This window comes from Pseudoalteromonas peptidolytica, assembly GCF_012641745.1.
Classification (GTDB): domain Bacteria; phylum Pseudomonadota; class Gammaproteobacteria; order Enterobacterales; family Alteromonadaceae; genus Pseudoalteromonas; species Pseudoalteromonas peptidolytica.
This window is the reverse complement of record NZ_WEHZ01000029.1, coordinates 16,380-29,624: the sequence shown is the minus strand read 5'-3', so window position 1 is coordinate 29,624 and position 13,245 is coordinate 16,380. Positions and strand designations below refer to the sequence as shown.

Below are 13,245 nucleotides of genomic sequence, written 5' to 3'. Positions count from 1 at the left end.
AGTTTATTCCATTCTATTAAATCGAACGTACTAACCAAATTTGACTAATTTTAATCTTTTTCAGCTTTGTTATGCTAATTCTCAACAAAGATATTGAGACATTATTATGAAGATACGTCGAATACAAAAAGCACAAGCAACAAGTGACGGAGCTGGTGTAAAGATTAACCGAGTGGCAGGTTTCGATGGAAAAAGTTTAGATCCATTTCTAATGATTGATGAATTAAGGTCGGAAGATCCGAAGGATTTTATGGCTGGTTTTCCACCTCACCCACATCGCGGTATAGAAACATTAACGTATATCAGAAAAGGTGGATTTGAGCACCAAGACCAAATGGGCAATCGTAAGGCAATCCAAGCCGGAGATGTTCAATGGATGAGTACGGGGCGTGGCGTAATACATAGTGAAATGCCGTTAAGTGATAAAGAGGGGATGCATGGGTTTCAGCTTTGGTTGAATATGCCAGCTAAAGAAAAGATGCGGGCGCCCAGATACCAAGATTCAACAAAGCAACCTGCAAAACAAGTAATGCTCGACGAAACAAGTTATTTTACAGCGCTAGCGGGTACATGGCAGGTTGGAGAGATGCAGCTAAAGACGGCGCTACAAGAGTTAGCTGGTCAAAGTGCACTTGCTGATGTGTGGCTACAAAAAGGAGCGCATTTACAGGTAGATATTACTCAATTTGCTAAAGTGATGATCTATATCCATACCGGACAATTGGAAAGTTATGGTGAGCAAACGCTTATCGAATTAGACTCAGACTTTTTGCTTGATATGGTGGCGACAAATAACGTCGGTTTCTTGCTCCTCGCTGGACAACCGATTAACGAGAAAATAGCGCATATGGGACCGTTTGTTATGAATACGCAAGAAGAGTTGCAACAGGCGGTGAGAGACTACCAAATGGGTCGCTTTGGCGACATTGTATAGGGGGTTTACATGGGACTATTAATTGATGGTCAATGGCACGACAAATGGTATGACACCAAGCGCAGCAAAGGCAAATTTGAACGGGAATCTGCAAAGCTACGTAATTGGATCACGCCCGATGGTCGTGAGGGAGCAACAGGAAAGGGTGGATTTAAAGCTGAGTCTGGTCGTTATCACTTGTATGTATCGCTAGCCTGTCCTTGGGCACATCGTACGCTTATTTTTAGAAAGCTCAAACAGTTAGAAGCGCATATTGATGTCTCGGTTGTGGATCCTGATATGCTTGACCAAGGTTGGAGTTTCTTAAGTCAACGACCTGAGGTTGAAGAACGAGTGTACGGGCTTGAATTTATGCACCAGCTGTATACAAAAAATGATAAAAGCTACTCAGGCAGAGTAACCGTTCCCGTACTTTGGGATAAACAAACTGCACAGATCGTCAGTAATGAGTCGAGTGAAATCATCAGGATGTTCAATAATGCGTTCAATCACATCACAGGAGATAGTAGCGACTATTATCCACATGCGCTGAGAAGTGAAATTGATGAAATCAATGACTTTGTTTACCACAATATTAATAATGGTGTATATAAAGCAGGGTTTGCTACAACGCAAGATGCCTATCGCATTGCTGTTCATGATTTGTTTGAGGCATTAGACGAAATTGAAACTAGGCTTGCTAACACTCGGTACTTGGTTGCAGGGCAATTAACGGAAGCGGATTGGCGACTATTTACGACTTTGCTCCGGTTTGATAGCGTATATCATGGGCATTTCAAGTGTAATATTAAGCAGATAGAAGATTATCCAAATCTTAGTGCTTATTTGCGGGACTTATATCAACATGCTGGGATAGCTGAAACCGTCAATTTTGAGCACATAAAACGGCATTATTATTTTAGCCACACTATGATTAATCCGACCCAGGTAGTACCGGAAGGACCCAATATTGACTATCTGAGTGGCCATAACCGCCACAGACTTTCATTGTAAAAGAGAGCCAACATTGCCTTTGTATTGATTTAGACTAGAGTTAAATAGGCGATGATTATGTGGCTTTATGGTGTCGTCATCGTCTATTCTGAAAGTTGAGAGGCGGTGTTGGCGTCAACACATACGATTGTTTATTGTAATGTTAGTCGCAGCTTTGCGTAGTGTTGAATTTGGATAAAAAGCGAGATAAGTTGCGATTTTAAGTTATACCAATTCGCTTAGTTAAGCTTTCTATTTTGAGGCGAGAACACTTTGTCGATAGTCTCGTTACCACGCTTTGCTATCGCCAAGGTTTTTGCATTTGTGCGGGCACGGTAAAAATTTTGCTATTTAGTGGTTTTAAATAAGAAATTTTCAACGCATTTAGCGCTAGGGTTAATGCTTCAAATTGAGCAAGTATTAAGTCAAATTGGTATAAATCAATGCCTGTCTAGGTATAGAGCTATAGTGGTGATGCAGGGAGTACATGCTGCGGTCACAAAATCAAGGAGAAAGCGTGTCTTCTTCCAATATTGCTAAAAGTGCGATTGTATTATTGTTGGCGGTTCTGCTCGGGGCTATTTTATATTTTGAAAATAACATTCAAGACGACCTCAATGACAGTTTTTATCAGCGCTTGGAGCAAGTGCACTTAGCTCAAAATAATATCTATTTAAGTGAAATTGATGCCAGTAGAAGGTTTTTGTACTTTCTACTTGATACGCCCCCTATCCAAGGTATTGCCAGAGCTGAAAAAAATAATGGCATCGACCCGCAGGAGAATACGCCTTTACAAGTGTGGCGAGCGCGACTAAGCACAATTTTTAGATCTATGCTTTATTCTTACGACGGTCTGATTCAGATCCGGTTATTGGATGCACACACTGGACTGGAGCTAGTCAGAGTGGAGCGACAACTCGGAAAAGTTATTACGGTTTTAGATAGCAAGTTGCAAAATAAAAGCCAATATGATTATTTTACGCAGTCACTGCAACTGCCTGAGCGAACTATCTACTCAACGTCAATTAATTTGAACAAAGAGCGCGGTCAAATTGTTGTGCCGTTTCAACCCACGAAGCGTTTTACCTTACCCACCTACGATATTGATAACGATTTGTTCGGCATATTAGTGATCAACACCAATGCAGAAAAAATGATAAATAAAATTGTCTCACAAGCACCCAATACGCAAAAAGTGATAGTGCTAGGAGAGAGCGACTCATTTATTTATCATCCAGACTTTGCTCTGCGTTACAGCAGAGATCTCAATCCGGATATAGATTTTCGTAGCCGCTATCAAGTGCAACCATGGAACAACAAACTACAGCTAGTGGAAGACAAAGAAACGAATGCACGCTTTTTAGCATTAATTAATGAAGTGGAAGGGGTAAACGTTGGCAGCTTGAAAGCGAAATTAGTCAATCTGATCTCATTTTCAATTTACCAGCAAAGTTTGAATGAAAAACGACTCACAACATATAGTTTACTTGCAGTTGCCAGTGGTGTATTTGCGTTGATTTTCTTTGCTTTTTGGCAATATACCCGAAGTTTACAAGCGCTTGACTCAACGCGTGCAGAGTTCAAAGCTATTTTAGATGGAGCATCAGATGGGGTGCTTGGTTTTGACAAAACTCTACGGCTCACAAGTTTTAATGAGTCGGCCACATCTTTTTTTAACAAATTGAATAATACCAAGCTCAGGAGTGAACCGCAGTTTCTACCTGACCCCGTATCTGCATTTATTTATGCTAATGCAAGTAAAGTACTTGAAGGCAAAGAAGTCGAGTCTCGCTCGATTAAGCTGACTCAAAGCGGTCAAGATAACAGTTGGTTATCGCTGAATTTATCGCCAATTTATGGTGGTAAACAAGTGATCCAAGGTGTGGCATTGTTTGTTGAAGATATAACCGCACAACAGGAGGCTGAAACACAATTGCTATTGGCGAATGAGCGTCTTGAAAATGAAGTCGCAGAGCGTACCAAGGAGCTAGTAGATGCGCGTGATAAAGCTGATAAAGCCTCAGAAGTGAAAAGTGCCTTTATCTCAACTATTAGTCATGAGATGAGAACGCCACTCAACGGTATTTTGGGGTCGCTGAATTTGGTTAGAAAGGAGCCTGTAACAAAGCATCAGCAAAAATATTTAGAAATGATGGAAACTAGCTCAACCACACTGTTGTCACTGATCAATGATGTGCTTGATTTATCAAAGATAGAAGCTGGAAAGTTAGAGATTGATAATGAACCTTTTAATCCACTTTCTGTGATTGAGCATGTAGCCTTGTCTATGTCTACCAAAGCCAAAGAGCAAGAGATAATTTACATAGTCGACCAACTAGGTCTCGAATACATCGAATTATGTGGGGATGCTGCGCGAGTCAAACAAGTTGTATATAACTTACTTAGTAACGCAATTAAATTTACCAAAGAAGGCTATGTTAAATTAAGTGCCACCACTGAACTGACAGACGATACGGTATGGCTTAAAGTTGCAGTGGAAGATACTGGTGTAGGTATAGACAAAGCAAACCATAATAAACTGTTCCAGTCTTTCAGCCAAGAGTCAACCAACACCGCAAATGAGTTCGGAGGTACAGGCCTAGGTCTTTCTATCTGTAAACAATTAGTTGAAAAGATGCTGGGGCATATTCGTTTTGAAAGTGAAAAGCATAAAGGTAGTGCATTTTGGTTCGAGCTACCGTTTGCTAAATCACAAGCTAAGGCTATCAACCTCCCCAGTTTTCTTGCTGGAAAAACCGTGTCTGTTTTTTGCGATACGACTGTTGAGTTGGACTACATGATTAAACTCATCACGAAGTTTGGCGGGCAACATGTTGATCATGCTCGCCCAAGCGATATTTGTATTGCAACCAGTAAACAAGCGTTTTCTCAGGTAGAGCAAGTAGCAAGTGAGTTCAAAAAGGTGATTTTGGTTGGCGATGAACTGCAACATATCAATGATTCTGACAATATTGTGCATATATCCGCACCTGTGAGGTTGGGCGAGTTTGTCTCTGTGTTTGACCTCAATAAAGCTGTGACCCTTCAGCCGAGCTTAAAGAAATCAGGAGAGGCAGTAACGCTTACAGGCAACTTGGTAGCAGGGTGCGAGTTTCTTGTGGTTGATGATAACCAAATTAATCGCATTGTTGCTAAAGGTATTTTAGAAGGACAAGGTGCTAAAGTGCAATTTGCAGTAGATGGTCAGGATGCTATCAATAAACTATTATTATTTGAGGATCAAGGGGTTAATTTTGATGCCATCTTTATGGATTGCAATATGCCTGGAATGGATGGCTACCAAGCGACAAGAGCTATTCGTCAAGGGCAAGGTGGTGAGTGTTTTTGCAATACAACAATCATTGCGATGACAGCAAGTGCTTTGGCGGGAGAAAAAGAGCGCTGTCTCAGTGCAGGTATGGACGAATTTGTGACCAAACCAGTTGTAATTGAGCAGCTATTTTCAGTGCTAGAGAGCCTCAACATCTATGCTAAAGAAGATGATTCGGTGCTTATCCAACCATTTGATTTTGGCAACCAAGACGATGAAGAGGTACGGCAACAACTCCCCATTTCAGAGAGTGAGGTAATTGCGCGGTTATCAGGAAACTACGAGCTGTTACAACAGCTTTATGCGCTGTTTTTACAAGACTCTGAAAGTAAAATGCAGCAACTAATACTAAGCATTAAAAATAGTAACTGTGACGCAACTGTAAAATACAGTCATTACCTGAAAGGGCAAGCTGGAGATTTGGCTGCTCAAAAGTTGTTTGATGTGCTCGATAATATTGAAACATACGCCCGAAACCATCAGGCTGGTCAATGTAAGTCCCACCTCGCAGCTGCGCAAATAGAGTATGAGAATGTACTTAAGTTTGTAAAAAATCGAGTTGCAGAGCTAGAACAACAACACGCCAAGAGTTAGTAAAATGTTTGGTTGTATGGATACAGTTCCCCTTTTGCCATCAAGAAACGTGGATGGCGCTATCACGAGGTTTTATCGCTCACAAGGGGTTAATTAACAAAATTTATTGTGTATAAATCTTCCGTAAATTCTGGCGTCATTGCACCAAAGCGATACAATGGGTTTGGTATAAAGTTAGGCTGAACTATTCGTTAGGATATTTCGGCCAGTCGTAGTCCATTTGCATCGCGGTTTTTCGAGCGGTAGCCTGCCCAAAGCGCTTTTTCACAAGCTCCAGGCTCATATCGATACCAGCAGAGATACCCGCTGAGCTAGTAAAATTTTGATCCATCACAAATCGTGTGTCTTCAATGACTTCTAGGCTAGGATATTGCTCACGTAAATCATCGAGATCTTGCCAATGTGTTGTGACACGTTTGCCATCTATAATACCTGCCTCTGCGTACAAAAATATGCCAGTACAAACTGATGCACACTGTGAAGTATGATTTGCGGTTTCTGCAAGCCAATTGAGCACATTGTGGTTTCCACAAATTTTGTGGTGAAGCCCTCCAACGACAATAAGTAAATCGAATTTAGGATGTGAATGTATGCTGTAATGGGGGTTTACACTCATTCCACCCCTTGTTGTGACGGGGATATGAGTAGGTGCAACTAGGCTGACGTTAATGGGGGTATCTATAAAGCGTTTTGCAGTATTGAATACTTCAAATGGACCACAAAAGTCTAAACATTCTGCGCCATCGTATATGAAAATGCCTACTTCCATTATCTATTCTCACAGATCAGTTTTTTACTAACTTGGCTGATTTCAGCTAATTTTTCAAGGTAAATTGTAACAATCCATGAAAAAAGCTTTTGGTTTTACGCTAAGCGTTGGGCTATTTATACAGCGTAACTGTTGAGATTAACCCATTTTGCATCCGGTGAGTGCACTTCTTGCTGCTCTATCGCGTAGAATCAGGTTTTACCCGCAAAGCAATTGCACTTTTGAAGGCAATCCGTAATATTTCCCTTCAAGATAACAACAAGCGATGAAATATTATGTTCAAACCTTCTATCACATTATTAAGCGCTGCAGTGTGTGTAGCCCTTGCTGGTTGCGCAGGTACTACTAACAAAACGGCTGAGCCGGTCAAACTAGTTCAAGACAAACAGTATGATAATGTGCTGTTACAGGAATTTTCAGGCCCTTATCAAGGTGTTCCTCAGTTCGATAAAATGAAACTGAGTGATTTAGAAGCCGCTCTTGAAATCGGTATGGCAGATAATCTGAAAGAAATTGAAGCGATTGCGAACAACCCAGCAGAGCCTAATTTCGATAATACAATTGTGGCATTAGAGCGCACTGGTGCAGCTTTAGATCGTGTTTTTACCTACTACGGTCTGTGGAGTTCAAATATTTCAAGTCCTGAGTTTAGAGAAATTCAGTCGCGAGTAGTACCAAAGTTTTCTGAATTTAGCTCTAAGATCACACAAAATCAAAAGCTGTTTGAACGAGTGAAAACGGTGTATGAAAGCGCAGAGTATAAAAAGCTAACTGCGGAAGAGCAGCGTATTACTTGGATGCGCTACAATAGCTTTGCACGTAATGGTGCAACCCTCACAGGTGATGACGCTAAGCGTTATGCAGACATTAATCTTGAATTGTCAAAACTACACACAAAATTTGCGAATAATGTACTTGCTGACGAAGAAAACTATGTTGTTTACCTCAGTGAAGCGCAGCTGTCAGGTTTGCCTGAGTCATTTGTGGCGTCTGCAGCGGCTGCAGCGAAAGCGCGAGGTAAGTCAGGGATGTACGCGATTACAAACTCTCGTTCTTCGATGGATCCATTTTTAACTTACTCAACAGAACGTGAGCTACGTGAAAAAGTTTGGAATAACTACTATAACCGTGGCAACAATGGCGGTGAGTTTGACAATAAAGCGATTATTTCTGAAATCTTAAAGCTCAGACACGAACGTGTTAATTTACTGGGCTACGAGAATTATGCTCAGTGGCGTCTTGAAGACCGTATGGCCAAAAAGCCAGAAAATGCCATGGCACTGATGAAGAAAGTGTGGCCAGCAGCGATTGCTCGTGTAGAAGAAGAAGTTGCGGATATGCAGGCTATCGCTGATAAAGAAGGAGCCAAGATCACTATTAAGCCATGGGATTATCGTTTTTACGCTGAAAAAGTACGCCAAGCTAAATATCAGTTAGATTCAAATGAAGTGAAGGCTTACTTACAATTGGATAACCTGCGCGAGGCGATGTTCTATGTTGCGGGTCGTCTGTTTAACTTTGAGTTTACTGAAATCACCGATGGGTCGGTACCCGTTTTCCACCCAGATGTTCGGGTGTGGGAAGTGACCGACAAAACATCAGGTGAAAATATCGGCCTGTGGTACCTAGACCCATTTGCACGTAAAGGTAAGCGCTCTGGAGCCTGGGCATTATCGTATCGCAGTCATACCACGTTTGATGGTAAAACCAATGTGTTGAGCTCAAATAACTCTAACTTTGTAAAAGCACCAGAAGGAGAAGTTACACTTATCTCTTGGTCTGATGCTGAAACTTACTTCCATGAGTTTGGCCATGCACTTCATGCACTATCATCGAATGTGAAATACCCAAGCTCTAACTCTGGTGTGCGTGACTATACAGAGTTCCAGTCACAGCTATTGGAGCGCTGGCTTGCAACTGATGAAGTAATTAACCGTTACTTAGTACATTACAAAACAGGCAAGCCTATGCCTAAGGCACTTATCGAGAAAATTAAAAAGTCAGCGACCTTTAATCAAGGTTTTGCAACGACTGAGTACTTAGGTTCAGCGATTATGGATATGTTGTTCCACACAACGGATCCAGACAAAATTGGCGACCCAGTTGCATTTGAAAAGTCACAGTTAGATGCGCTTGGCATGCCGAGTGAAGTGGTTATGCGTCATCGCACGACACATTTTGGTCACGTATTCTCTGGTGAAGGGTACTCTGCAGGCTACTACGGTTACCTATGGGCTGAGGTATTAACATCTGATGCTGCAGAAGCTTTTGCTGACTCTCCTGGCGGTTTCTACGATAAAGACGTTGCACAGCGTCTGGTGGATTATCTGTTCTCGGTACGTAACGCAATGGATCCAGCCGAGGCGTATAGAAAGTTCAGAGGTCGTGATGCCAAAGTTGAAGCATTAATGCGTGATAGAGGCTTTCCAGTAGAAAAGTAATACTGAATATGCACACCAAAGCCCCCTAGTGACCAACTAAGGGGCTTTTTCATTTAGTATTTTGAGTTAGATTGATCACTGAACAAAGACTTTAGCCCGTCTGCAAACTGTTTTAACTGCATTTTCATTGAGCGTTTTACACTGACCTCAAGACTTCCCAAAATGGTTCTACCTTTAATATATATGCAAGGGCGTTGTTTTACTTGGGTATTTGTCGCTAAGGTATTTCGTGTATTTTCGACCGAACCCATAATATTGTTTATATCAGTTATCACATCCACTGAATCAGGAATATAGATTTCGCCACTGCCTAGAATGCAGTCCATGTAAATATGTACTTCAGGGTGGCTAAAAATAGCGCAAGTAAAATCCAACTCAATACTACCGAGATAATTTTTTATATGGATTTCCTTGGGAACAACCCATTCACCGCTGCGGTGGCTTGACCCTAACATTGAAGTCATGTGCATTTTTTCGACATCCTCAGTCGATGAGGTAAACTTTGGTCCCAACCGAGCTGCTTTTTCACTGTGATATCTGGGGTCTGACTTGAGTGGTAAGTCGGCACTCAATGCGGCAATTTTTTGTTGTTCTTGTAAATTGTAGGCTTGATCTAATCTTCTCTCGAACGCCTCAGCTGATAGTTCACCATGGCTATAGTTGAGTATTAGCTGGTCGATGATTTCCTCTCTAACTGACTCGAGAGGCCTATCTTGTAGTGGTACAGACATAACATGAGGTTCCATTTCGTTGATGTGCTAGGTATTAAGCAATTATTAAGCCACTGAAAGCTTTTAATAAAATCAAATGGTTAAAATAACAACAAAACGTGACTTTATGATAAACACTAAAACTTAACGAATGAGCCTACTATTTGGTCAAAATAATCTACTTGATTAAGCAAATGAATTTCACTCCTCGCTGGTTGGCCTTTTCTATGAGGTTGAAATCACTGTGGCATTTGCTAAGGTGTAATACCAATTTGACTTAATACTTGCTCAATTTGAAGGAGTATATCTGACGCTAACCGCGTTAAAAATTTCTCATTTAGAACAACTAAATAGCAAAATTTTTGCCTTGCCTACAGGACGTAGGTACCAAAGCGATAGCAGGACGCGGTAGCGGAGTTATCGACAAGATTTTCTCGCCTCAAAATAGACCACTTAATTAAGCAAATTGGTATAATCTCAACTAGTTGGCTTAACTGAGCTAGGAATTAGTTGATATTAAGTGGACTAAAATCAATTAATCAAGGAGTTCTCTCATGGCGAAAAAAGACGATATAAAGCAACTTAAAAAGGAAATAAAAGCCCGTAAAGCAAAGATTGAAAAGCATGAAGCTAAAATCAAAAAGCTGAAAAAGGCGATTAAAAAGGCATAGCCGCAGCACCATCAGTGTGCCTTGATTTTTGTAATTCAATCAAGTCACACTGATGCCGAATGCGGGCGCAGACCATTACCTCAAGCTACTTGCCTTGTGATGTCGCTTCATAGCAATAAACTAAAACAACTGCCTTTTTCGATTTCGGAGCAGACACTAATTCGGCCTTTATGACGATGAAGAATTTGTTGACTAAGTGCAAGTCCTATTCCTGAGCCATTGGATTTGGTAGTAAAAAACGGCACGAAAATTTTATCAATGGCACTTTGCTCTATTCCTACACCATTGTCTGTGACCTTTATCTCACATTTGCCGTAGCGATTAATAGTAGCGGTTACTTGGACTACTTTTTCTTGCTTGTTAGATGTTGCGTTAAGCGCCTCTTTGGCGTTGCTGAGGAGATTCAATAGCACTTGCTCTATCATTTTTCTATCGATCTTGATGGTCAGTGACGCAGGGGAAACATCAAAGGACAAAGAGATTTTGGCTTCGTTAAATTCGTTTTGGACAAGGGGAGCAATATCATCAAACAGTGCTTTGACTGTAACTGGTCTCAGCTCAAGCTCTGGAATATGGGTGAGCTTTCTATAATTATCGATAAACCCGAGCAAAGATTGGCTGCGTATCCCTATGGCTTGTAAGCTCTGAAGATAGTCTTCAACAAGCTCTTTGTCTGCTACTGTACCTGCGAGATGATTGTTAGTCATGTTCACAAGTGTATTAGAGAGTGAATAGATGGGCGCAACTGAATTGCCAATTTCGTGAATAAGTACTCGGATCAACTTTTGCCAAGATTCAATTTGCGTACTTTCAAGCTGCTCTGAGATAGCGGTAAACAGCCAAAGCTCGTATTGATTATTATGATTAGAAAAAGTGAAGTATTTAAATAGTAGATCGGCAGTAATATGACTACCTACTTTGGCCTGTTCAAGCTCTGGGTGAACTTTTAACAATGAAGTTCCTGTTTCGGCACCGCGAATATCGAGTAACTGCTTTGCGCTGTTATTACAGAGTATAATAGTATGGCCATTTTTTATGAGGATGAGGCCAGCCTCAATATGTTGTAACATGGTTTCATAAGTGGTCACTAACTCATCTTGTTTGACTTTATCTTCTCGCACCTTTTGCATCATTTTGTGACAAACAGTGAGCGCTTGCTCACTAATAGGGTGTGCATGATTAATCCGAAAGCTACTATCTTGGTATTTGAGCGCAGTAAATACCTCTTCGAATTGTTGTTTTTGGCTTTTTAATGTGGAAATAGATAAAGCAGAGAACCCTGCGGCAATAGCGACAGCCAGCATGCTAAACAGGTGAGCGTAGCTATGAAGTAGGCCTAAAACCCCAAGCGTCGCGAATAAAATAGCCCCAAGTTGAAAGGCTATCATTCGAGTAAGAGGCTTATTCCACATCGTACTTCTCCATTTTTCGATAAAGCGATGCGCGTGTTATGCCAAGCGCTTTAGCAGCGTGACTGATGTTGCCTTTGAAGTCTTTAATCGCGCGTTCAATGGTTTTTTGCTCAATTTCTGCCAGGTTGTAAGAGTCTGTCACTAGGTTGTCAGGTGCATGTGTTTTTGATGTAGTGAGTTGGAACTCGAGCTGTGCCGAGTCAGACAAAATAACGGCACGCTCCACTAAATGCTGCAACTCACGGATATTACCTGGCCACTGGTACTGTACTAGCTCTGCCATCACTTTATCGCTGACAGTTTTGCGCGCTAACTTGTACTTTTTACTATATAAATCGGCGTAAAACTCGATAAGTAACGGAATGTCTTGAGGCCTATCTCTGAGCGCTGGGAGCGTCAACTCAACCGTGTTGATGCGATATAATAAATCTTGGCGAAAATTACCTTCACGAACCATATCATATAGGTTCATGTTGGTTGCTGTGATCAGCCGTAAATCGACTTCAACTTGCTTGCTGCCACCTACAGGCGTGACTATTCTATTTTGGATAGCGGTAAGTAGTTTCCCTTGTAATGCCAAGGGAATATTTGCGATTTCATCTAAAAACAAAGTTCCGGAGTCTGCCAATTCGAAACGGCCTGGCTTATTGCTCTTGGCATCAGTAAATGCACCTTTGACATGACCGAACAGTTCACTCTCAAATAACGAGCTGGCAATCGTCCCCATGTCCACAGATATAAAAGTGTGCTCTTGTCGCAATGATTGTTTGTGTAGCTCCCTCGCGACGACTTCTTTCCCTGTGCCACTTTCACCTAAAATAAGCACATTGGCATCGGTTTTTGCCGCTTTTTCTATGGTTTGAAAGACTTGCTCCATGGCGGGACTTGACGCAATTAAGTGTTCAAACGGTTTATGTTGTGCAGCCATTGAAATTTGTGCGAGCTGCGTCAGTTTTTTGGACTTTTGTCTTTGTTCGCTCAGTTCAATGCAGTTTGCGACTGTGGCCAGAAGTTTCTCATTTTGCCAAGGCTTAAGTACAAAATCATTGGCGCCAAGTTTAATAGCATCAACCGCCATGTTTAGGTCACCGTAGGCGGTAAAGAGCACAACGACAGCATCTTCATCGATTGCTTTTATTTGCTTTAGCCAATAAAAACCTTCAGCACCCGAGGTAGACTCTCGAGTGAAGTTCATGTCTAACAGTACTAGCGCAAAGTCTTGTTCAGACATCGCTTTTTTAATGTCATGGGGATTATCTAACGTTACCACTTTTTTATAATATTGTTTGAGCAACATTCTCGTGGCGACAAGTATTTCGGTGTTATCGTCTACAACTAAAATCGCTTTGTTATTGACCGCCATAGGGTCTCCTTACCTCGTAAAACTGTACGATATCGTACACTAGGTGTT

Annotated in this window: 8 protein-coding genes; 4 read left to right on the top strand and 4 right to left on the bottom strand. The window is 41.4% G+C overall.

The annotated features are described in order from the left end of the window. Positions 1 to 106 precede the first annotated feature (106 nt). The 3 genes from F9Y84_RS16790 to F9Y84_RS16780 all read left to right on the top strand — a co-directional run bounded on the left by F9Y84_RS16790 (position 107) and on the right by F9Y84_RS16780 (position 5,831). A complete protein-coding gene (locus F9Y84_RS16790; RefSeq protein WP_147390972.1) occupies positions 107 to 934 on the top strand; it encodes a pirin family protein in 828 nt (275 codons plus the stop codon). Positions 935 to 943: 9 nt separating this feature from the next. Next, positions 944 to 1,927 (top strand): glutathione S-transferase family protein, encoded by a 984-nt coding sequence (locus F9Y84_RS16785; RefSeq protein WP_147390971.1) that lies wholly within the window; start codon positions 944 to 946, stop codon positions 1,925 to 1,927. A gap of 496 nt (positions 1,928 to 2,423) precedes the next feature. Beyond that, positions 2,424 to 5,831 carry an ATP-binding protein gene (locus tag F9Y84_RS16780; RefSeq protein ID WP_147390970.1) on the top strand — a complete coding sequence of 1,136 codons (3,408 nt, stop codon included), beginning with the start codon at positions 2,424 to 2,426 and terminating at the stop codon, positions 5,829 to 5,831. A gap of 184 nt (positions 5,832 to 6,015) precedes the next feature. Here F9Y84_RS16780 and F9Y84_RS16775 read toward each other — a convergent pair whose 3' ends face one another. Continuing rightward, on the bottom strand, positions 6,016 to 6,600 hold the full coding sequence (locus F9Y84_RS16775) for a DJ-1/PfpI family protein (protein WP_147390969.1): 585 nt from the start codon (positions 6,598 to 6,600) through the stop codon (positions 6,016 to 6,018). Positions 6,601 to 6,875: 275 nt separating this feature from the next. Between F9Y84_RS16775 and F9Y84_RS16770 the strand changes: the two genes are divergently transcribed. Then, positions 6,876 to 9,041 carry a M3 family metallopeptidase gene (locus F9Y84_RS16770; RefSeq protein WP_125252527.1) on the top strand — a complete coding sequence of 722 codons (2,166 nt, stop codon included), beginning with the start codon at positions 6,876 to 6,878 and terminating at the stop codon, positions 9,039 to 9,041. A gap of 53 nt (positions 9,042 to 9,094) precedes the next feature. On the opposite strand, the gene F9Y84_RS16765 is transcribed toward F9Y84_RS16770, so the two are convergent. The 3 genes from F9Y84_RS16765 to F9Y84_RS16755 all read right to left on the bottom strand — a co-directional run bounded on the left by F9Y84_RS16765 (position 9,095) and on the right by F9Y84_RS16755 (position 13,197). Beyond that, positions 9,095 to 9,772 carry a LiaF domain-containing protein gene (locus tag F9Y84_RS16765; protein ID WP_147390968.1) on the bottom strand — a complete coding sequence of 226 codons (678 nt, stop codon included), beginning with the start codon at positions 9,770 to 9,772 and terminating at the stop codon, positions 9,095 to 9,097. A gap of 757 nt (positions 9,773 to 10,529) precedes the next feature. After that, positions 10,530 to 11,834 carry a sensor histidine kinase gene (locus F9Y84_RS16760; RefSeq protein ID WP_147390664.1) on the bottom strand — a complete coding sequence of 435 codons (1,305 nt, stop codon included), beginning with the start codon at positions 11,832 to 11,834 and terminating at the stop codon, positions 10,530 to 10,532. Continuing rightward, positions 11,824 to 13,197 (bottom strand): sigma-54-dependent transcriptional regulator, encoded by a 1,374-nt coding sequence (locus tag F9Y84_RS16755; protein WP_128732422.1) that lies wholly within the window; start codon positions 13,195 to 13,197, stop codon positions 11,824 to 11,826. Before F9Y84_RS16755 ends, F9Y84_RS16760 begins: the two co-directional genes overlap by 11 nt. Between the last annotated feature and the right edge of the window lie 48 nt (positions 13,198 to 13,245).

Excerpts from the sequence above, each read along its gene's own strand:
- F9Y84_RS16755 (WP_128732422.1), bottom strand. The coding sequence starts at position 13,197 with ATGGCGGTCAATAACAAAGCGATTTTAGTTGTAGACGATAACACCGAA.
- F9Y84_RS16785 (WP_147390971.1), top strand. The coding sequence starts at position 944 with ATGGGACTATTAATTGATGGTCAATGGCACGACAAATGGTATGACACC.
- F9Y84_RS16770 (WP_125252527.1), top strand. The coding sequence starts at position 6,876 with ATGTTCAAACCTTCTATCACATTATTAAGCGCTGCAGTGTGTGTAGCC.
- F9Y84_RS16760 (WP_147390664.1), bottom strand. The coding sequence starts at position 11,834 with ATGTGGAATAAGCCTCTTACTCGAATGATAGCCTTTCAACTTGGGGCT.
- F9Y84_RS16775 (WP_147390969.1), bottom strand. The coding sequence starts at position 6,600 with ATGGAAGTAGGCATTTTCATATACGATGGCGCAGAATGTTTAGACTTT.
- F9Y84_RS16765 (WP_147390968.1), bottom strand. The coding sequence starts at position 9,772 with ATGTCTGTACCACTACAAGATAGGCCTCTCGAGTCAGTTAGAGAGGAA.
- F9Y84_RS16790 (WP_147390972.1), top strand. The coding sequence starts at position 107 with ATGAAGATACGTCGAATACAAAAAGCACAAGCAACAAGTGACGGAGCT.